Source organism: Paraclostridium bifermentans (assembly GCF_019916025.1).
Taxonomy (GTDB): domain Bacteria; phylum Bacillota; class Clostridia; order Peptostreptococcales; family Peptostreptococcaceae; genus Paraclostridium; species Paraclostridium bifermentans.
This window is the reverse complement of the sequence record NZ_CP079737.1, coordinates 2691246-2711431: the sequence shown is the minus strand read 5'-3', so window position 1 is coordinate 2711431 and position 20186 is coordinate 2691246. Positions and strand designations below refer to the sequence as shown.

24 protein-coding genes are annotated in these 20186 nt (G+C 28.1%); all 24 read left to right on the top strand.

The window, feature by feature from the left end:
* The first annotated feature begins 94 nt into the window (after positions 1-94).
* The 24 genes from KXZ80_RS13120 to KXZ80_RS13005 all read left to right on the top strand — a co-directional run bounded on the left by KXZ80_RS13120 (position 95) and on the right by KXZ80_RS13005 (position 20171).
* The gene (locus KXZ80_RS13120; protein ID WP_021433882.1) at positions 95-931 is read left to right on the top strand and encodes a sigma-E processing peptidase SpoIIGA; all 837 of its coding nucleotides are present in this window, start codon (positions 95-97) and stop codon (positions 929-931) included.
* 20 nt (positions 932-951) lie between these two features.
* Positions 952-1683 carry an RNA polymerase sporulation sigma factor SigE gene (gene sigE, locus KXZ80_RS13115; protein WP_021433881.1) on the top strand — a complete coding sequence of 244 codons (732 nt, stop codon included), beginning with the start codon at positions 952-954 and terminating at the stop codon, positions 1681-1683.
* Positions 1684-1773: 90 nt separating this feature from the next.
* Positions 1774-2547 (top strand): RNA polymerase sporulation sigma factor SigG, encoded by a 774-nt coding sequence (sigG, locus tag KXZ80_RS13110; protein ID WP_021430119.1) that lies wholly within the window; start codon positions 1774-1776, stop codon positions 2545-2547.
* 126 nt (positions 2548-2673) lie between these two features.
* Complete coding sequence (locus KXZ80_RS13105; RefSeq protein ID WP_021433880.1) at positions 2674-3129, top strand: hypothetical protein; 456 nt, start codon at positions 2674-2676, stop codon at positions 3127-3129.
* 19 nt (positions 3130-3148) lie between these two features.
* The gene (locus KXZ80_RS13100) at positions 3149-3790 is read left to right on the top strand and encodes an accessory gene regulator ArgB-like protein (protein WP_021433879.1); all 642 of its coding nucleotides are present in this window, start codon (positions 3149-3151) and stop codon (positions 3788-3790) included.
* Between the two features lie 23 nt (positions 3791-3813).
* Positions 3814-3933, top strand: a complete 120-nt coding sequence (locus tag KXZ80_RS13095) for a cyclic lactone autoinducer peptide (RefSeq protein ID WP_021433878.1) — start codon at positions 3814-3816, stop codon at positions 3931-3933.
* A gap of 67 nt (positions 3934-4000) precedes the next feature.
* Positions 4001-5683 (top strand): bifunctional diguanylate cyclase/phosphohydrolase, encoded by a 1683-nt coding sequence (locus tag KXZ80_RS13090; RefSeq protein WP_021433877.1) that lies wholly within the window; start codon positions 4001-4003, stop codon positions 5681-5683.
* A gap of 73 nt (positions 5684-5756) precedes the next feature.
* A complete protein-coding gene (locus KXZ80_RS13085) occupies positions 5757-6020 on the top strand; it encodes a YlmC/YmxH family sporulation protein (RefSeq protein WP_021430001.1) in 264 nt (87 codons plus the stop codon).
* Positions 6021-6049: 29 nt separating this feature from the next.
* The gene (gene nrdR, locus KXZ80_RS13080; RefSeq protein WP_021430012.1) at positions 6050-6505 is read left to right on the top strand and encodes a transcriptional regulator NrdR; all 456 of its coding nucleotides are present in this window, start codon (positions 6050-6052) and stop codon (positions 6503-6505) included.
* 6 nt (positions 6506-6511) lie between these two features.
* Positions 6512-7222 (top strand): peptidoglycan editing factor PgeF, encoded by a 711-nt coding sequence (pgeF, locus tag KXZ80_RS13075; protein WP_021433876.1) that lies wholly within the window; start codon positions 6512-6514, stop codon positions 7220-7222.
* Positions 7223-7239: 17 nt separating this feature from the next.
* A complete protein-coding gene (locus tag KXZ80_RS13070) occupies positions 7240-7932 on the top strand; it encodes a winged helix-turn-helix domain-containing protein (RefSeq protein ID WP_021433875.1) in 693 nt (230 codons plus the stop codon).
* A 13-nt stretch (positions 7933-7945) separates the two neighbouring features.
* Positions 7946-9232: a HAMP domain-containing sensor histidine kinase gene (locus KXZ80_RS13065; RefSeq protein ID WP_021433874.1), complete on the top strand. Its 1287-nt coding sequence runs from the start codon at positions 7946-7948 to the stop codon at positions 9230-9232.
* Positions 9233-9293: 61 nt separating this feature from the next.
* Complete coding sequence (locus KXZ80_RS13060; RefSeq protein ID WP_021433873.1) at positions 9294-10226, top strand: YIEGIA domain-containing protein; 933 nt, start codon at positions 9294-9296, stop codon at positions 10224-10226.
* Between the two features lie 11 nt (positions 10227-10237).
* On the top strand, positions 10238-11164 hold the full coding sequence (locus tag KXZ80_RS13055) for a YIEGIA domain-containing protein (RefSeq protein ID WP_021433872.1): 927 nt from the start codon (positions 10238-10240) through the stop codon (positions 11162-11164).
* 3 nt (positions 11165-11167) lie between these two features.
* Positions 11168-11359, top strand: coding sequence for a capping complex subunit for YIEGIA (locus tag KXZ80_RS13050; protein ID WP_021429980.1), 192 nt, complete (start codon positions 11168-11170; stop codon positions 11357-11359).
* Between the two features lie 92 nt (positions 11360-11451).
* Positions 11452-12780, top strand: coding sequence for a DUF512 domain-containing protein (locus KXZ80_RS13045; RefSeq protein ID WP_021433871.1), 1329 nt, complete (start codon positions 11452-11454; stop codon positions 12778-12780).
* Between the two features lie 14 nt (positions 12781-12794).
* Entirely contained in the window at positions 12795-14117 is a 1323-nt protein-coding gene (der, locus tag KXZ80_RS13040) for a ribosome biogenesis GTPase Der (RefSeq protein WP_021433870.1), read from the top strand.
* A gap of 17 nt (positions 14118-14134) precedes the next feature.
* Positions 14135-14740, top strand: coding sequence for a glycerol-3-phosphate 1-O-acyltransferase PlsY (plsY, locus tag KXZ80_RS13035; RefSeq protein ID WP_021433869.1), 606 nt, complete (start codon positions 14135-14137; stop codon positions 14738-14740).
* Positions 14741-14769: 29 nt separating this feature from the next.
* Positions 14770-15783 carry an NAD(P)H-dependent glycerol-3-phosphate dehydrogenase gene (locus KXZ80_RS13030; RefSeq protein ID WP_021433868.1) on the top strand — a complete coding sequence of 338 codons (1014 nt, stop codon included), beginning with the start codon at positions 14770-14772 and terminating at the stop codon, positions 15781-15783.
* Positions 15784-15874: 91 nt separating this feature from the next.
* Positions 15875-17347, top strand: coding sequence for a stage IV sporulation protein A (spoIVA, locus tag KXZ80_RS13025; protein ID WP_021433867.1), 1473 nt, complete (start codon positions 15875-15877; stop codon positions 17345-17347).
* Positions 17348-17465: 118 nt separating this feature from the next.
* Positions 17466-18689: an HlyD family efflux transporter periplasmic adaptor subunit gene (locus tag KXZ80_RS13020; RefSeq protein WP_021433866.1), complete on the top strand. Its 1224-nt coding sequence runs from the start codon at positions 17466-17468 to the stop codon at positions 18687-18689.
* Positions 18690-18693: 4 nt separating this feature from the next.
* Positions 18694-19398 (top strand): YggS family pyridoxal phosphate-dependent enzyme, encoded by a 705-nt coding sequence (locus KXZ80_RS13015; RefSeq protein ID WP_021433865.1) that lies wholly within the window; start codon positions 18694-18696, stop codon positions 19396-19398.
* A gap of 28 nt (positions 19399-19426) precedes the next feature.
* Positions 19427-19897: a cell division protein SepF gene (locus KXZ80_RS13010; RefSeq protein WP_021430031.1), complete on the top strand. Its 471-nt coding sequence runs from the start codon at positions 19427-19429 to the stop codon at positions 19895-19897.
* Between the two features lie 22 nt (positions 19898-19919).
* Positions 19920-20171, top strand: coding sequence for a YggT family protein (locus tag KXZ80_RS13005; RefSeq protein ID WP_021429989.1), 252 nt, complete (start codon positions 19920-19922; stop codon positions 20169-20171).
* Positions 20172-20186: the final 15 nt, after the last annotated feature.

The window sequence follows — 20186 nt, the reverse complement described above, 5'->3', positions numbered from 1 at the left end:
GAATAAATTAAATTTGGTTCGACTATCAATTATGACATAAAACTCATTAAACCTAAACTATAATATAGGTAAATGTTTCAAGGGGGGGATGGAGGTGTACGTAGAATATTATGCAATTGAAAACTTATTAGTAAATTATATAATAATAAGTTGCACTGCTATAATTTCAAAAAATAATAGTTCTATGAAGAAAAAATGGACAGGTGCTACAATTGGAATGATATATTCAATTTTGTATTTATTTGATAATTTTAATTTGTTTTTTTCAATTCCTATGAAAGTATTATTAATTTTAATTGTAACGAAAATAGCATTTAATAATGAATCGTTAAAGGGATATTTAAGGACTTTGACCATATTTTATTTTGTTAATATTTTTATTGCTGGAAGTTCGTTTTTTATTATATATTGTACAGGCATCACACATTTAACTATATCTTTTATAATCTTAATTACATATATAAGTGGAGTAGTTCTTAAATATATTTATAATGACATAAAAGAATTAAAGCATATAGCAAGTATGAAAAAGGATATGACGGTATGTATAGATGAAAAAGAGGTGGAACTTAAGGCTTTAATAGATACAGGGAACTTATTGAAAGATCCGATAAGTAAAAGTGAAGTTGTTATTATAAGTGCTAATAAATTATATGGAATTTTACCTGAAGAATTCCAAAAACTAGATCTTAAAAATATAAATATAAGTTCAATTGATAATGTTATAGATAAAGTTGATAAAAATATATCTTATAGGATTAGAATGATACCTGTAAAGCAGATAAATGATAGCAACTTGGTAATAGGCATAAAATCAGATTACATAAAAGTTGATGGACAAAAAATACCTAATGTAATATTAGGGCTTTCCAATTTTAATGAAGATGGTTATAACGCTATATTAAATCCACAACTATTAATGAGTATATAAAATTTAAGGGGGATAGTTTTATGAAAAATTTTATAAAATTAAAGTCAAAGTGTATAGGTTATTTTTATAAAATATTAAAAAGATTAGGTCTTTTAAATCCAAAGAGTCTATATTACTTGGGAGGCGTAAATATATTGCCTCCACCGCTTTCTACTGAGGAAGAGCAAGAGCTTTTAAAAAACTTAGAACATGATGAAAGTATAAAATCTATCTTAATTGAAAGAAATTTAAGATTGGTAGTATATATATCTAGAAAATTTGAAAATACAGGGATTGATGTGGAAGATCTTATATCAATAGGGACAATAGGTTTAATAAAAGCTGTGAATACATTTAAGTTAAATAAAAATATAAAGCTAGCTACTTATGCATCTAGATGTATAGAAAATGAAATACTTATGTATTTAAGAAAAAACAATAAAAAGAAAACAGAGGTATCATTTGATGAGCCTCTTAATGTTGACTTAGATGGGAATGAACTTTTATTATCTGATATATTAGGAACAGAAAATGACGAAATATACAAGTTAATAGAAGAGGAGATAGATAAAGATCTTTTAGTTATGGCTCTTGATAGACTTTCAGATAGAGAAAAACAAATTATGGAGTTAAGATTTGGGCTAGCTAGCAAAGGAAATGAAAGAACTCAAAAGGAAGTTGCTACGATGTTAGGCATATCACAATCGTACATATCTAGATTGGAGAAAAAGATAATATCTAGACTAAAAAAAGAGATGAAAAAATTTGTTTAGAGAATAAATAATTACTCTTAAACAGTATAAAAATATACTAGATGTAAATAATTGTATAAGAAATACTTTTTAAGAGAGGACTGAGTTGTAATGCAAATAAATAAAGTTGAAATCTGTGGAGTAAATACCTCTGAGTTACCAGTTCTTAAAAATAATCAAATGACAGAACTCCTTATAAAAATTAAAAATGGAGATGAAGTAGCTAGACAAGAATTTGTAAGAGGAAATCTAAGATTGGTTCTGAGTGTAATTCAAAAGTTTAATAACAGAGGGGAAAATATTGACGATTTATTTCAAATAGGTTGTATAGGACTTATAAAGGCAATTGATAATTTTGACTTAAGTCAAAATGTAAGATTTTCAACTTATGCAGTCCCTATGATTATAGGAGAGATAAGGAGGTATCTAAGAGATAATAATCCTATAAGGGTGAGTAGGTCCTTAAAAGACATTGCATATAAAGCTCTTCAAGTGAGAGAGAGGCTAGTAAGGTCTAATTCTAAGGAACCAACTGTTTCTGAGATAGCTAAAGAGCTTGAACTAGATGTTGAAGATGTAGTAATGGCTTTAGATGCTATTCAAGATCCTATATCATTATTTGATCCGGTATATCAGGACAATGGAGATGCTATATTTGTAATGGACCAAGTTCAAGATAAAAAAGATACGGATGAAAATTGGTTACAAGAAATAGCTCTTAAAGAAGCTATAAAAAAATTAAATGGAAGAGAACGATTGGTTTTAGATTTAAGATTTTATAAAGGGAGAACTCAGATTGAAGTAGCTGATGAGATTGGTATTTCTCAAGCGCAAGTTTCTAGGATAGAGAAAAATGCTTTGAAAAACATGAGAAAATATATATAAAAAATATGCAAAAGTACTATTACTTTTGCATATTTTTTTTAATTTGCATAGTTGTGGATTAATTGTAAAAATATGTAAAATATGATATAATTCGTAGTGTATAATATTAATGAAGAGGAGAATTGAATGTTAAATTCATCATTATCATATGTAATAATTAGAAGTTTTCCAGAAAGTATTTTTTTAGTTTTATCTGGATACATTTTATTTAATTTAAACTTTAACTTAAAAAACATTGTTAAAAACTCTTTGTTTTACTTATTAATATTAACATGTATTAGAATGTTACCTATAAGTTTTGGTATACATACTATTTTAAGTATGTTTGTGATAGGAATGATTTTTTATAAAATAGAGAATCAACAAATAATACCAACTATAATAAATATATCGAAAATATATATATGTTTAGCAATTAGTGAAGGTATTTATATGATTATTGCAAGTAAAGTATTAAAAATATCTGCAAAAATATTAACAAGTAATACTAGTATTAATAGTGCTATATTATCACTTCCATCATTACTAATATTTATTTTATTGATTATTGGATTAAATATAGTAACTAAAAAAATAAGTTAAAATATATAGGGGTAAAATTATGACTATTATAGAAAGTATTTCATATAATATTTCAAATAAAATGGGGAAGAGAGCAAATAAGAGTAATGAAGAAATAGAAGTTATGAATTATGGATTATTCATTTGGATTCATACTATATTAGCTTATATAGTTACAATTTTAATAGGAATAATAATAGGGAAAGCAATAGAAGCTTTATTAATTTCTATTGTTGCATCTAGTTTGAAAAAGTTTTCAGGAGGAGTACATGCAACATCTCCAAATAGATGTTTGATAATAAGTATTATAACTACATTAATTTTTACTTATATTTATGTTTTTTTGAATAAATATTGTAGTTATGATTATATATATATTATTAGTTTAGTAAGTATAGCACCATGTTATTATATTTTTTATAAAAAGGCTCCAGTTGGAACAAAAAATAAACCATTAAAGAAGGAAGAAACTAGAGCAAAGCTTAGAAAAAAATTATTTAAAAGGCTTAATATTTATATTAGTACTATAATTTTGATTTTAATTTTAAATTTTACTAGAATTTTAAATTACAACTTAGCTATGTTTGTATATTGTATAGAATTAGGCATAATTTTACAGACTATAGCAATAACTAAGCTAGGAGAAACAATTATATTAAAATTAGATTGTTTTCTTAAATAAAAGATGTTTAAGGGGGATTAGCTATGAACTTTTTAGCAAATTTATTCTCAGATTTTGCAATGAATTTAGGAAATAGTGCATCAACAATGTGTACATTTGTATTTTTTGAACCAGAAATGCCAAAATCTTTAAGAGAAGAGTAATTTTAAATAAACCATAAGGATATATCCTTATGGTTTATTAATTAAAAAGGAAATTTAGGAGAAAAGCATGAATGAGTTTGAAAATATAAGGAATAAAAAGGTATTTGAAATATTAGCAATAATAAAAGTTATATATATGCTTTTGGGAATGGTAGCTATGATAAGTTCTTACACAACAATAAAAAGCTATAATTATATACTGTTATATATATATATAGTAGCAATAATAATACTCCTAATAGTTTACTTTATATGGTTATCGAAAATACAGTATAATCTTGTGGAAAATCCAGCGAAATCTAGGGATAATATAGAAACAATTTTATTAATGCTAATTTGTACAATAATAATAATGTCAACAGGTAAAGAAGAGAGTCCTTATAAATTTCTATATATTTTTATAATTATAATATCTGCAATACAATTTGGGCGAAATTATGCTATTTTTGTTTCTATAATTTGTTCTATATTAGTTTGTGGAGTGGATGTACTATCAATACAATTTGGAGCTCATCTTCAAGAACCAGCTAAAGAATTAATAACAAATTACTTTCAAATTGATATAGTTATAGTAAGTGCTTTTTTTGTAACGTCATGGATACTAGGAATGTACGTTAATATAGAAAAAGAGCATAGTAAAGAGCTTCAAAATCTAGCTAATGTAGATGAACTTACGGGTTTATATAATCATAGATATTTTCAAGAATCATTAGAAACACTAATGGAGTGTGCTGATAGTGAAAATACCTCAATCTCGATGTTGTTTATGGATATTGATTATTTTAAAAATTACAACGATATAAATGGGCATCAGGCAGGGGATGTTGTTTTAAAAGATGTAGGTCAAATTTTAAAAGAAAGTGTAAGAGAACATGATATTGTAGCAAGATATGGAGGCGAAGAGTTTGCTGTAATTCTTCCAAATACTGTGGAAGAAGATGCTATAATAGTTGGAGAGAGAATCAGAATAAATATAGAAAACACATACTTTTACGGGCAAGAAAATCAACCAAATAAAAACATGACCATATCTATAGGAGTTTCATCATATCCGCTAAGGGCAAGTAATAAGCATCAGTTTATAAATACGGCAGATGATGCTCTTTATAGGGCTAAATCACTTAATAAAAATAGGGTAGAAGTATATTATAGTGTTTTAGAAGAAATTTCAGATCATATATACATAGATGAAGAAACAGCTAATTCATTAAAAAGACTTATAAACATGATAAATAAAAAAGACAGATATACATATGGACATACAGAAAGAGTAGTCATATATCTAGGTTGGTTTTCAAACTATTTAAATCTCAATGAAAAAGATAAACTGCGTTTAAAACTAGCAGCTTATCTTCATGATATAGGTAAAATTGAAATTCCAGAAGAAGTATTAAATAAAAAAGGAAGTCTAACTGATCTAGAGTATGATATGTTAAAAAAACATCCGGAACTTGGAGTAGAGTTAATAAAGCATGTAAAAGCATTTGAAGAACTATTGCCAGCTATAAAACATCACCATGAAAGATACGATGGAAGAGGGTATCCAGACCATTTAAAAGGAAAGGAAATCCCATATTTAGCTAGAATAATATCCATAGCAGATAGTTTTGATGCAATGACATCTCATAGACCTTACAATAATAGAAAAGGTCATGAAGAAGCTATAAAAGAGCTTAGAAAATGTTCGGGAAGTCAGTTTGATCCAGAATTAGTTGAAAAATTTATAAGTATGATAGAATTAAAAAAATAATTTAAAATGGCCAGTATGGTCATTTTTTTTTATTCTTGTACATATTTATTTTTAAGAGGAGGTAGATTATAATATGATTAGAATTTCTGATATAATGGATAAAGAAGTAATAAATGTTAAAAATGGTAAAAGAATGGGATTTATTACAGATATAGAGATGGATACGAATGAAGGAAAAATTTTATCATTCACAATTGAAGGTGATGGAGGCATGAACTTTTTTTCAAGAAATTATGATGGGCAAGTTGTTTTTTGGAATGATATAATAAAAATAGGATGTGATACAATTATAGTAAACCAAGGTCAAGATCATAGTTTAGATGAATTTAATATATAAAAGACATAAGAAAAAAGGAGGGATAGGCTTTGTTATGTCCTTACTGCAATTATAAAGAATCAAAGGTAATAGACTCAAGACATACAGATGGTCAATCTATAAGAAGACGAAGAGAGTGTGAATCTTGTAAAAAGAGATTTACTACATACGAAAAAATAGAATTAACTCCTATTATGGTTATAAAAAAAGATAATAGTAGAGAATATTTTGATAGAAATAAAATAAAAAATGGTATATTGAAGTCTTCTGAAAAAAGGCCTGTTTCAATAGAGCAAGTTGAAGAAATAATACATTACATAGAAAATGAAATAAACAAGGCTTACTTATCAGAAATAGAAAGTAAAAAGATAGGTGAGATGGTAATGGATAAATTAAAAGATGTAGATGAAGTAGCGTATGTAAGATTTGCATCAGTATATAGACAATTTAAAGATATAAATACATTTGTTAAAGAGCTGAAAAATATACTAACAGAAAAAAGGTGATTGAGTATGAAAAACTATATAAGATTTGAAGAATTTGATAAAAAGTGTGATTTTGTAAACTTAGCATTTTCCAATATAAATATTGATATGGCATCGAAGTCTGATAAAGAAAATCTTTGTAAAGAGTTAAATATGAATTTTGAGAACTTAACAAATAATAAACAAACTCACTCAGATATAGTAAACATAATAAAAAAAGAAGATATAGGAAAAATAAAAGAAGGGGATGCTTTAGTTACAAATTTGAAAAAAACTCCACTATTAGTTTTTGTTGCAGATTGTGTTCCTGTGGCTATTGTGGATCCTAAGAAGGAAGCTGTAGCACTTTGTCATGCAGGGTGGAGAGGTACATATTCAAAAATAACTCAAAAATCTATTGAAAATATGGAAAAGCTGTATGGAACAAACCCTGAAGATTTGGTTTGTGTATTAGGACCTTCAATTGGACCTTGTTGTTATGAGGTATCTAAAGATTTAATTGAAAAATTTAACACAATTATTACAAATAGAGATGAAAAATTTTATATAATTAAAGAAAGCAAGTACTATCTAGATTTATGGAAAGTAAATGAATTGATATTGACAAGTTGTGGTGTGAAAAAAGAAAATATAGTTAATTTAAACATATGCACTAGTTGTAATAGTGATAAGTTTCATTCATATAGAAAACATAATCAAACAACAAAAAGGCTAGGTATGATACTTGAAGTAAAGTAGAGAGGGGCTAACTTAAGATGAAAACTAAAGTGTTAGTTATAGATGATGAAAAGCATATTGTAGAGCTTTTAAAATTTAACCTAGAAACTATGGATTATGAGGTTCATTATTCATACGATGGTTTTGATGGATTTATAAAAGCAAAAGAGATAATGCCTGATTTAATATTATTGGATTGGATGCTTCCAAATATAAGTGGAATAGACCTTTTAAAGAAAATTAGAAGTGATAAAGATTTAAAAAATATACCTGTAATAATGCTAACAGCTAAAAATATTGAAAACGACAAAGTAGAAGGATTAGATTCAGGTGCTGACGATTATATAACAAAGCCATTTAGTGTAAAAGAGTTATTAGCTAGAAGTAACTCTGTTTTAAGAAGATATAACGTTAATAATGATAATAGTGATAAGACGGTGTTAAGTATAGGAAATTTAAAAGTAGATTTACAAAAGCATGAGGTAATTAAAGGCACTGAAAAGATAGATTTAACACTTAAAGAATTTGAACTTTTAAGACTTTTACTAGAAAATAAAGGGAAAGTTCTATCTAGAAACTATTTATTAGATAAAATATGGGGATATGAATACTATGGAGAAACTAGAACTGTAGATGTTCATATAAGATATTTAAGAAAAAAAATAGAAGGAACTAGTGAAGAAGAAAAATATATAGAAACTATTAGAGGAATAGGATATAAAATAGATTAAGGGGCGTTTTAACATGGATAATATAAGCATATACTTTTTAATTGTTTTAATATCAATTATAGTTTCTATAATTTCAATAAGATACGCTATAAATTTAAGAAATTACTTACAAGAATTTATAGCTGTTTCAAAAAAAATAAGTAACAAAGAATTCCATGCCAAAATAAACATATCAGCAAAAGGTGAATTAGGGCAACTAGTTGATAATTTTAATGATATGATTGATACAATAGATATTACGATTCAAGAAGTTCAATACAAAAACTTACAATTAAAATCTATTGTAAAAAGTATATCACATGGTATTTTAGCTATTGATATAAATGGAAATGTTTTATTGATAAATGAAGAAGCAAAAAAAATAATAAAAAGTGATGGAATTGATATAATAGAAGGTAAGAATATACATCACGTTATAAAAGACTACAAGATATTAAATGAAATTGCTAAATTTATAGGATCTAAGAAAACTGAAATGAAAGAAATTACTAATGATGAAGACATAGTATATAACATAAAGCTAGACCCTATATACCTTCAAAGTAGTAATAATGTTATCATCGGTTCTATAATAAACATAGAAAACATAACTGAAAGAGTTAAGTTAGAAAATATGAGAAGTGATTTTGTTGCTAATGTAACTCATGAGTTAAAGACACCTCTTACATCTATAAGTGGATTTGTAGAAACATTAAGAATAAATGAAAATATAGATAAAAATATGAGAGATAGATTCTTAGGAATAATTGAAACAGAATCGGATAGACTAAAAAGGCTTATAGACGATATATTATTACTTTCATTTATAGAAAATAAAGACACGATAACATCTGAAAATGTAGAGGTACTAAATGTATTTAAAGAAGTTTACGAGTTAACGATTAACTCCGCCAAGATAAAAAATATTGAATTAAAATATAAATTTGATGATGAGAAAATTTTTATAAACTCTAATAGAGATTATATTAAACAAATATTTTTAAATTTAATAGACAATGCTATAAAATATACTCCTGATGGAGGTTTTGTAGAAACTAGTGTATATGAAAGTAATGAAGAGGTATTTATAAAAGTTTCAGATAATGGGATTGGAATATCTAAAGAAGATAAAGACAGGGTATTTGAGCGATTTTATAGAGTTGACAAGGCTAGAAGTCGAGATGTAGGTGGTACAGGACTAGGGCTTGCTATAGTAAAACATATAGTTAAATCTTTAAATGGAACTATATGTGTAAAAAGTGAATTAAATATAGGAACTGAATTTACAGTTACAATACCAAAAAAAAATTTCCTTAATTAAGGAAATTTTTTTTTGTTTTTGCACACAATAAGTATAGTGAAAAATAAAAGGAGGGAAATATATGGATGACGCTACATTATTTAGGCGTGCATTTGGGGTAGCTCTAGTACTTGGAGTTTTATCAAGGCTTATAGTATTAAGAATAGTAAATAAACAACAGCCAACGCAGCCTCAAGATTATATAGAACAACTTATTTTATCGTTTATTGCATCGGCATTAGGAGCTGTAGCATTCCCAGCTTTATTAGATAAAGAGTTTGCAGCTCTTACTTTTTTAGCAGTAGGTATACAACAATTTCAAGAAGTAGCAAGCGAAGAAGAAATAACATTATCAAATATAGATGATAGCGAATTAATTAGAAAAGGTATGACTTATATTCACGATGTGTCCAAAAACTACGAAGTCAGAAATTATCTTAGTATTTTTTCATCACTAGCAGCATCTATAGCATTTATAACAATATTTAATACATTTAAAGTTAATTTTATTATGTGTACTATATCATCAATAGTAGCAACTGGAATAGTTGGGTACATATTTAAAAAAATACTAGCAAATAAGAGTTTAGAAGATATTGTAGACGTAGAAGTTGTACCTATAGAATTTGATGGAGCATTACTAAAAGTGGGTGGAGTTGTTCTAACAAATATAGGTCTAGAAGCATCAAAACAAAGATATTTAGAAAAGGGTATAGGACTTAAAGTTATACCGAAAGATATGGTATCTGCAGGTATAATAGGAGATCCAGCACAACAACAAGCTATGCTACATAACGTGTATTTACATATGGGAATAGATAGAGATGTTGATGAGCCAGAGTTCATACCTATAGCAAGAACAAACCCCAAAGATAATTCAGTTAACTTTGGATATATTCCATTAGTTAGAGATGTGGATTTAACAGTAGAAGCTATAAAAAGTGCGCCTATATTAGATAGTTCAAAAGGAAATAACAATGCATATAGAAAGAAAAATAAGAACAAGCAAAATTAAGGGGTGAGTAAATGAAAAGTATATTTATAATTGGTATAGTTATAGGGATTATTTCAAGGGTTATAACTTTAAAGACAGACCGAAAACAATATCCGACAGAACCAAATATGTTAGTATCACAACTTGTTTTAGCTATTATAGGATCAGCGTTAGGAGCAATGCTAGTTCCTGCTTTAATACAAAAATCATATACGTCAATTACATTTTTATCACTTGCAGCTAGTCAATTTAGACAAGTTAGACATAGTAAGAGAAAGTCTTTGACAGATATGGAAGATGCTTTATTAGTAAAACGTGGAGCTGGGTTTATTGAAGAAATTGCACTAACATATGAGGTTAGAAGTTATACTTGTATTCTTACAGCTTTAACGACGTCAGCGGTGTATCATTTATCTAAGACGGAGCTTTATATAGGAGAAGGAGGTAGCATCTTCTTAGGGGCATCAGCAGGTCTTGCATTGGCATTGATATTTAAGAAGTTGTTTGTAAGAGAAAGTATAGGAGCTATAGCAGAGGTTATTCCGGCTAAAATATCATTTGATGGACCTCTATTAAAAGTAAATGATGTTGTAATTTCCAATATAGGATTGGATTCTTCAAAACAACGATATTTAGATTATGGACTAGCAGTAGAAATCATACCTAAAGATGGAAATTACATAAATAGCGGCATCATATTAAGTCCAGGACAAAGACAGACAATAGCTAACATAGCTTACTCAAGACTAGGGATAATGAGAACTCCAGATGAACCAGACTTTGTTCCTCTTTTGAGAAGAAATCCTAAAAATGAAAGTTTAGTAATGCCATATATACCTATTGAGAAAGATATAAATCAGCTTATAGCAGCGGTTAAAAGTACACCTATAATTGAGAGCTCTAGAGGAAATAATTGGGCATTGAAGAGGTTTAATATAAAACAACAAAAAGGAGTGTAGAACATGAATGTAGGTATAACTGACGTAACATTAGCTATAATTACTACAAATAAAGAAATGAAATCGGCTAATATTCCTGTTTTTTATGCAGAAGATGAAAAAGAACTTCAAGAAAGAGGATTAATAATATCTAAAACTATGGGAGGTATGGTTCATGATGTATATCATGGAACTCTAATAGTAGTGAAGCATTAAAGGTACCTTTAAAGGTACCTTTTTATTGACTATTTTAAAGAAAACGTGGTAATATAATGTGATGTACTTATAAAGGAAAAGTGGTGAAATTTATGGAAGTCAATGTAAAAAATACAAATAATATAATCAGTAAAGTATACAAAGATAGCATCGCTTGTGAACTAGGAATAGAAGTTGGAGACTTGTTAATTTCTATAAATGATCAACCGATACATGATATAATAGAATATAGATTCTTGCTAAGTGATGAGTACTTAGAAGTAGAAATAAAAAAGAAAAACAATGAAATATATGTGTATGAAATAGAAAAAGATTATGATGAAGATTTAGGAATTGAATTTACAAATCCTATAATAGATAAAGCTAAAAGTTGTAGAAATAAATGTGTATTTTGTTTTATAGATCAATTACCAAAAGGCATGAGAGAAACACTTTATTTTAAAGATGATGATTCAAGATTATCGTTTTTACAAGGAAACTTTGTCACTTTAACAAATATGAGTGAGGAAGATATAGATAATATAATTAGATATAGAATAAGCCCTATTAATATATCTGTGCACACTACAAATCCAGAACTTAGACAAAAAATGATTAAAAATAAGTTTGCTGGAAGGCTTTATGAAATAATGCAAAGATTGGCTGATGCTCAGATACAAATGAATTGTCAGATTGTTTTATGTCCAGGATACAATGACAAAGCAGAATTAGAAAGAACTGTATCTGATTTAACAAAGCTATATCCATATGTAAATAGTGCAGCAGCAGTGCCAGTAGGAATAACTAAACACAGAGACCATCTACCAAACTTAGAAATATTTAATGAACAAAGTGCTGGAGAAACTATAGAGTTAGTTCATGAATTACAAGAAAAATATCTAAATGAACTAGGAACAAGATTTATATTCCTATCAGATGAGTTTTATATAATGGCAAATAAAAAATTATTAGATTATGATGCTTATGAAGGCTTTATACAATTCGAAAATGGAGTAGGTATGATAAGCAAGTTAGAAAGAGAAATTCATGATTATCTACAAACTATTTCGGATGAAAAGATGAATGCTAAAAAGAAAATTTCTATAGCTACAGGACATTCTGCATATGAATTCATAAAAAATATGGCAAGTTGCATAATGAATAAATGCCCAGGAGTAGAGATAGAGGTTTACAAGATAGTAAATAAATTCTTCGGAGAAACTATAACTGTATCGGGGCTTATAACAGCTACAGATATAATAGATCAGTTAAAGGACAAGGACTTAGGACAAACTTTATATATACCAAGAAGTATGTTAAAAGCAGATGAAGAAATATTTTTAGACAATATTACACTAGAAGAATTACAAAATACTATGAATATTGAAGTTGTACCTTGCTTAAATGAAGGGAAAGACTTTGTTGATAAGATTTTGAAATAGAGAGGGAGGTTATTATGAACGATAATAGACCGGTAGTTGCAGTAGTTGGAAGACCTAATGTTGGTAAATCAACTTTATTTAATAAGTTAGCAGGAAAAAGAATATCAATAGTTGAAGATACTCCAGGAGTAACAAGAGATAGAATATTTACAGAGGTAGAATGGTTAAACAAATATTTTACACTTGTAGATACTGGAGGGATAGAGCCAAATAGTGATGATATAATATTATCTCAAATGAGAAATCAAGCTATGCTTGCTATGGATATGGCTCACGTTATAATGTTTGTTGTTGATGGTAAAGCAGGTCTTACAGCAGCGGATAAAGAAGTAGCACAAATGCTTAGAAAAACTAAGACACCTGTAATATTAGTAGTAAACAAAATAGATAGTCAAACTCAATTTGACAATGTATATGATTTTTATGAGTTAGGATTAGGGGTTCCATTTGCAATATCTAGTGCAAATAGTATGGGACTTGGAGATTTACTTGATGAAGTTGTAGCTAACTTCCCAGAAGGATTAGATACAGAGTATGACGAAGATATAATAAGAGTTGCTATAACAGGTAAACCTAATGCAGGAAAATCTTCTATATTAAACAATATGTTAGGAGAGGAAAGAGTTATAGTAAGTCCTATAGCTGGAACAACTAGAGATGCTATAGATACTTATTTAGAAAAAGGAGATAATAAATTCCTTTTAATAGATACAGCAGGACTTAGAAGAAAAAGTAAGATATATGAAAATGTAGAAAAATACAGTGTAATAAGAGCTATGAGTGCGGTAGATAGAGCGGATGTAGTTCTTATTGTAATAGATGCAGAACAAGGTGTAACAGAGCAAGATACAAAAGTAGCAGGTATTGCACATGATGAAGGTAAGGCTTGTTTATTTGTAATAAATAAATGGGACTTAATAGAAAAAAATGATAAAACTATGAGTGTATATACAAAAACTATAAGAGAAAAATTCCCATTCATGGCGTATGCACCTATAGTATTCGTATCTGCTAAAACAAACCAAAGAATGAACAAAATATTAGAAACAGTAACTTATATAGCTGAAGAACATGCTAAGAGAGTTCCAACATCAACATTAAATGATGTAATAGGTGAAGCTGTACTTCTTAACCAACCACCTTCAGATAAAGGTAAGAGACTTAAGATATACTATGGAGCTCAAACTGGAACACAACCACCTAAATTTACATTATTTATAAATGATAAGCAACTTACTCACTTCTCATATCAAAGATATCTTGAAAACAAGATAAGAGAAAACTTTGGATTTGAAGGTACACCTGTATGGTTTGACTATAGAGAAAAAAGAAAATAGGTATTAGGGGGGAAGAAATGATTAGTTACCTAATTATTATTTTAGTATCGTACTTTATAGGAAGTATATCGACATCATATATAATAGCAAAAAAAATGATGGGTGTGGATATAAGAACCCAAGGTTCAGGAAATGCAGGATCTACAAATGTTCTTAGGACATTAGGAAAAAAAGCTGGAATACTGACATTTGTAGGAGATTTGTTAAAAGGTGTAATAGCTGTATTAATAGCAAAGGTGATAGCCACTATAGCCCATACAGATGTAGCTACAGCATCTTACATAGCAGTTGTATTTGTTGTAATAGGTCATAACTGGCCTATATATCTAGGGTTTAGGGGTGGAAAAGGAGTAGCTACTTCTTTAGGAGCTATGATAGCTGTAAACCCTGTGATAGCTTTAAGTTGTTTTGCATTTTTCATACTAATTGTATACGTGACAAAATATGTTTCTTTAGGGTCAGTACTTAGTATATGTATGTCTCCTATAATAATGTTTTTTATAGGAAATTATAAAGGATTAGCAGTTGCTTTGTTTTTATCAGCATCAGTAATTTTTAAACATAGAGAAAATATTAAAAGACTATTAAATGGAACAGAAAGAAAAATAGGAGAAAAAAAATAATATTTTAAGTATATTTAGGTGGTGTTTGTATGGAAAAAATTTGTGTATTAGGAGCTGGAAGTTGGGGAACAGCATTAGCATTAGTAGTAGCTAAAAAAGGATATGATGTCTCTATGTGGACTTTAAACGAAGGCCAATGTAATTTAATTAATGAAACTAGAGAAAATAGAGATTATCTTCCAGGCGTAAACATACCAACAAATATTAAAGTTACAACAAATATAGAAGAATCAGTAACAGATAGCTCAATGATAGTTTTAGCTGTACCTTCTCAAGCTATAAGAAGTATTTGTAAGCAAATTAAGCCATTTGTAAAAATCAATCAGATATTAATTGATGTTGCAAAAGGTTTAGAGAAAGGAACTGGGCTAAGACTTTCTGAAGTATGCGAACAAGAAATACCAGAATGTGAATATGTTGTTCTTTCTGGACCATCACATGCAGAAGAAGTTTCAAGAGATATACCTACAACTGTAGTTGTAGCATCTGAAAAATTAAGTACTGCGGAAAAGGTCCAAGATACGTTCATGAGCCCTAAATTTAGAGTATATACAAACCCTGATGTTGTTGGGGTTGAATTAGGTGGAGCATTGAAAAATATCATCGCATTTGGAGCAGGTATATGTGATGGATTAGGATATGGAGACAATGCCAAGGCAGCTCTTATGACACGTGGAATACGTGAAATAAGCAGATTAGGGATTGCTATGGGAGCTAAATCACCTACTTTTTCTGGATTGTCAGGAATAGGAGATTTAATTGTTACATGTACGAGTATGCATAGTAGAAATAGAAGAGCTGGAATACTTATAGGACAAGGAAAAAGTTTAGAAGAAACTTTGAAAGAAGTTAAAATGGTAGTAGAAGGAATTACAGCAACAGAAGTTGCTTATGATGTATCAAAAAAAATAAACATAGAAATGCCTATAACTAATGCTATTTACTCAGTTCTTCACAATGGGTCGAACCCAGATGAAGTTGTAGATGAGCTAATGATGAGAAATAAAACGCATGAAGTTGAAGAGGTAGTAAAAGAAAACTAGATTATTAAATCTAGTTTTTTTTTATTTTTGTAATATTAACCTGCAGATTAAAATATACTTTATTAAGAATTTGTATGCAGGAGGGTTATAGATGAATAATATATATGAGGACATAGCAAGAAGAACTCAAGGGGATATATATGTAGGTGTAGTTGGACCTGTTAGAACAGGTAAATCTACATTTATAAGAAAATTCATGGAATTATTAGTTTTACCTAATATAGAAAATGAATTTAAAAGAGAAAGAACACAAGATGAAATACCTCAAAGTGGTTCAGGAAAAACAATTATGACTGTTGAACCAAAATTTGTTCCAGCTGATGGTGTAGAAATAAAGATTAGAGAAAATGTTTCAATGAAAGTTAGAATGGTTGATTGCGTTGGGTACATAGTTGATGGAGTTTTAGGTCATGAAGAGGATGGTAAACAAAGATTAGTATCTACACCATGGTCTAATGAAGCTATGACTTTTGAAAAAGCAGCAGAAATAGGAACTAAAAAAGTTATAAGAGACCATTCTACAATAGGAATAGTTATGACTACAGATGGAAGTATTACTGAAATAGATAGAAAATCATATTCTATACCTGAAGAAAGAGTAATAAATGAGTTAAAAGAACTTAAAAAACCATTTGTAATAGTATTAAACACATTAGATCCATATGCTGAGTCAACTCTAGAATTAAAAAGAGAATTAGAAGAAAAATATGATAAGCCTGTAATACCATTAAATGTTTTGGCTATGGATGAAGAGGATGTGGAAGAAGTTATGGAAAATGTATTATATGATTTCCCTATAAATGAAATAAATATAAACTTCCCTAAATGGATAGAAGGATTAGAGAAAAATCATTGGATAAAAAATAACATAATATGTGCTATAAAAGACAGTATAAATGAGGTTGGAGTTATAAGAGATGTGAATTCTATAATAGATGGATTTGAAAGTTTAGATTTCTTAGATGAAACTCAAGTTGACAATGTAGAATTAGGTGAAGGTGTAGTAAGTATAAATTTAGGAACTAAAAAGGACTTATTCTATAATGTTTTAGAAGAGAAGAGTGGATTTAAAATAGATGGTGAATATGAACTATTAAACCTAGTAACTAGATTATCTAAAGTTAACACAGAATATGAAAAGGTAGAACAAGCGTTAACTGATGTAAGAGAGAAAGGTTATGGGTTAGTAGCACCTACTATAGATGAGCTTACTTTAGATGTTCCTGAGATAGTTAAGCAAGGTAAACAATATGGAGTTAGATTAAGAGCTAAAGCTGGATCTATCCATATGATCAAAGCTGACATATCTACAGAAATTTCTCCTGGTGTAGGAACAGAACAACAAGGTAAAGAGATGTTAGAAAGTTTACTAAAAGGTTTTGAAGAAAATCCAAATGAAATATGGGAATACAATATGTTTGGAAAATCATTACATGACTTAGTGAAAGATCAATTACAAAGTAAATTGTATATGATGCCAGACGATGTAAGAGTTAAGATACAAAAAACTTTACAAAAAATAATAAATGATGGTTGTTCAAACATAATAACTATTATTTTATAAATAAAAAAAGGTGCATACTAAGGTATGTACCTTTTAAGTTTTTGGAAAAAGTAAGAGGAGTTGCATTTATATTGAAGAAATAAATATAGTATTATATTTATTTTTAGGGGGATATATATTGAGAAAATTAAAATTTAATTATACAAAGTTGATTTTGATATTTATATGTATATACGTATTATCAAATATACTTAGTGGTATAATTAAAAAAAATGCAGATACTTTGGTTTTAGAAAATCAAGTTGTTCGAGAAAGTTTCAAGAAAAAGGGACTAGTAATTAGAGATGAATATTTATTGGAAAGTAGTATGGATGGAAAAGTAAAATATTGTATTAAAGAAGGTAATAAAATAAAAAAAGGTGATGAAGTAGCATACATCTACAATGGTAATGTAGACGAAAAAACGGTAAGCACGCTAAAAGATCTAAAACAAGATATATCAGATATAGAGTTAGGAAATACAAAGATAGTAAAATCGGATATAAAAAACATAAATGAGGGTATAAAAAAACTGAGTTTAAATTTACAAAACAATTTATTAGATGGAGATATAAACATAGATAGTGATTTAAACAAAATATCTAAACTTCTAAAAGACAAAAATGAAATAATAGGAAGTGATTTAAATAGTAAGACATTACAAGACAAAGAAAATGAAGCAGAAAAAGTTTCAAATTTAATTGAAGATAACTCACAATTATTTAAGGCTAAAAATTCAGGTATTATCTCATATAAATTTGATAACAATGAGAAAAAATTTAACTTAGAAAATATTGGAGAAGTGAAAAAAGAAGATATAGAAAATGCAAAAGAAGAATATGTAGATATAAAGAAAGATGGAGAAGTAAAAAAAGGTGAACCTGTTGCAAGAATAGTAAACAATCTAAAGCAATATGTAGCTGTAAGCTGTAATGAAAAAGAAATAAAAAAATTAAATGTAGGACAAAAAATAATTCTATCTAGTGACGTTGAAAAAATAAATACAAATGTATATGATATATATAAGGATGGAAATGACTACATTGCTATATTAGCTATAAGCGAACAAAATATGGAAATTTGCGATACAAGAGTAAAAGAATTTGATATAATATATAAGTCAACAGAAGGCTTAAAGGTTCCTAAAGATGCATTTGTAGAAGTAGATGGTAAAAAAGGTGTCTACGTAATTTCTGAAACAGGAGAAGAGAAATTTGTAGAATTACAAGGAACTTTTTATGAGAGTGAAGAATATATAGTTATTGACTATTACAAAAATCATATAAATGGAATAAAAAGTATTAGTATTTATGATGAAGTGATATTAAACCCAAGAGGTAAAAAAATTAGTAAAAGCAGGTGATAAAATGAACTCTATAAAATCTAATTTAATTAATATAGAAAAAAGAATTAATGATTCTTGTAAAACTTCCGATAGAAGTAATGATGAAGTTAAATTAATAGCTGTAACAAAGACTGTAGATATAGATGCAGTTAATGAAGCTATAGAATGTGGAGTAACTGACGTAGGCGAAAATAAGCCACAAGAATTATCTAGAAAATATGAAGTAATAGGTGATAGAGTAAAATGGCACCTTATTGGAAGTTTGCAAACCAATAAAGTAAAATATATAATTGATAAAGTATATATGATACATTCTATAGATAGATTATCATTATGTGATGAGATTCAAAAACGAGCTCAAAGCATAGATAGACAAATAAATTGTTTAATACAAGTCAATATATCTAAGGAAGAAAGTAAACACGGCATACTTGAAGAAGATGCTATTGATTTTATAAAAAATATATCAAATAATTATCCAAATATAAGAGTTAAGGGGCTTATGACAATGGCTCCAAATACAGATGATAAAGATTTAATAAAATCCGTATTTAGGGGATTAAAAGATTTAGCTAACAAAATAGACGATGAAAATATAAAAAATGTGTCTATGGAAGCTCTATCTATGGGGATGAGCAATGACTTTGAGCTAGCTATTGAAGAAGGAGCAACATTTGTTAGAGTTGGAACTTCTATATTTGGACAAAGAAATTATAATAAAAAATAATCAATATATATAATGGAGGATGTTAATAATGGGAAATGGTTTCATAGGTAAGATAAAAGATTGGATGACAGATGAAGTAGAAGATGAGTTTATGGATGAAGAGATAGAAGAGATTGAGGAAGAAGTAGAGATATCAGAAGATTTAAGTAATGGAGTTGGATCTATAGCTCAACCTAAAAGCAATAAAATAGTAAATATACATACAGCAGGACAAATGAAAGTTGTAATAGTAGAACCAAAGAAATATGAAGAGGTTACATCTATAGCTGATCAATTAAAACAAAGAAGAGCTGTAATAGTTAATTTAGAAAATTTAGATGATGCAGTTACTCGTAAATCTATATTTGACTTTATGAATGGAGCTGTATATGTTTTAGATGGAAGTATACAAAAAGTATCTAAGGCAATATTTATATTAGCACCTAATAATGTAGATATAGATGCTAACATGAAAAAAGAGTTAGAAAGTAAAGCTTTTTTCCCATGGCAAAATAAATAAATAAAAAGGAGTAAGAATTGAAATGATAGAATACTCTTTATTAGTTTTAACAGACATAGTTCAATTTGCGATTGTAATAAGAGCATTAATGTCATGGATTCCAGGAGCTACACAGTCAAAAATCTATGATATTATAGGTATGCTAACAGAGCCTATAGAAGGGCCTATAAGAAACTTTATGTTTAGATATATTGAAGGTCCAATAGATTTTTCTCCAATAATTGCGCTATTTGTACTTCAATTTTTAAGAATGTTAATAATAAATATATTTTAAAATATTAGAAGTAGG

Excerpts from the sequence above, each read along its gene's own strand:
- sigE (WP_021433881.1), top strand. The coding sequence starts at position 952 with ATGAAAAATTTTATAAAATTAAAGTCAAAGTGTATAGGTTATTTTTAT.
- sigG (WP_021430119.1), top strand. The coding sequence starts at position 1,774 with ATGCAAATAAATAAAGTTGAAATCTGTGGAGTAAATACCTCTGAGTTA.
- KXZ80_RS13105 (WP_021433880.1), top strand. The coding sequence starts at position 2,674 with ATGTTAAATTCATCATTATCATATGTAATAATTAGAAGTTTTCCAGAA.
- KXZ80_RS13100 (WP_021433879.1), top strand. The coding sequence starts at position 3,149 with ATGACTATTATAGAAAGTATTTCATATAATATTTCAAATAAAATGGGG.
- KXZ80_RS13095 (WP_021433878.1), top strand. The coding sequence starts at position 3,814 with ATGAACTTTTTAGCAAATTTATTCTCAGATTTTGCAATGAATTTAGGA.
- KXZ80_RS13090 (WP_021433877.1), top strand. The coding sequence starts at position 4,001 with ATGAATGAGTTTGAAAATATAAGGAATAAAAAGGTATTTGAAATATTA.
- KXZ80_RS13085 (WP_021430001.1), top strand. The coding sequence starts at position 5,757 with ATGATTAGAATTTCTGATATAATGGATAAAGAAGTAATAAATGTTAAA.
- pgeF (WP_021433876.1), top strand. The coding sequence starts at position 6,512 with ATGAAAAACTATATAAGATTTGAAGAATTTGATAAAAAGTGTGATTTT.
- KXZ80_RS13070 (WP_021433875.1), top strand. The coding sequence starts at position 7,240 with ATGAAAACTAAAGTGTTAGTTATAGATGATGAAAAGCATATTGTAGAG.
- KXZ80_RS13065 (WP_021433874.1), top strand. The coding sequence starts at position 7,946 with ATGGATAATATAAGCATATACTTTTTAATTGTTTTAATATCAATTATA.
- KXZ80_RS13060 (WP_021433873.1), top strand. The coding sequence starts at position 9,294 with ATGGATGACGCTACATTATTTAGGCGTGCATTTGGGGTAGCTCTAGTA.
- KXZ80_RS13055 (WP_021433872.1), top strand. The coding sequence starts at position 10,238 with ATGAAAAGTATATTTATAATTGGTATAGTTATAGGGATTATTTCAAGG.
- KXZ80_RS13050 (WP_021429980.1), top strand. The coding sequence starts at position 11,168 with ATGAATGTAGGTATAACTGACGTAACATTAGCTATAATTACTACAAAT.
- KXZ80_RS13045 (WP_021433871.1), top strand. The coding sequence starts at position 11,452 with ATGGAAGTCAATGTAAAAAATACAAATAATATAATCAGTAAAGTATAC.
- der (WP_021433870.1), top strand. The coding sequence starts at position 12,795 with ATGAACGATAATAGACCGGTAGTTGCAGTAGTTGGAAGACCTAATGTT.
- plsY (WP_021433869.1), top strand. The coding sequence starts at position 14,135 with ATGATTAGTTACCTAATTATTATTTTAGTATCGTACTTTATAGGAAGT.
- KXZ80_RS13030 (WP_021433868.1), top strand. The coding sequence starts at position 14,770 with ATGGAAAAAATTTGTGTATTAGGAGCTGGAAGTTGGGGAACAGCATTA.
- spoIVA (WP_021433867.1), top strand. The coding sequence starts at position 15,875 with ATGAATAATATATATGAGGACATAGCAAGAAGAACTCAAGGGGATATA.
- KXZ80_RS13015 (WP_021433865.1), top strand. The coding sequence starts at position 18,694 with ATGAACTCTATAAAATCTAATTTAATTAATATAGAAAAAAGAATTAAT.
- KXZ80_RS13010 (WP_021430031.1), top strand. The coding sequence starts at position 19,427 with ATGGGAAATGGTTTCATAGGTAAGATAAAAGATTGGATGACAGATGAA.
- KXZ80_RS13005 (WP_021429989.1), top strand. The coding sequence starts at position 19,920 with ATGATAGAATACTCTTTATTAGTTTTAACAGACATAGTTCAATTTGCG.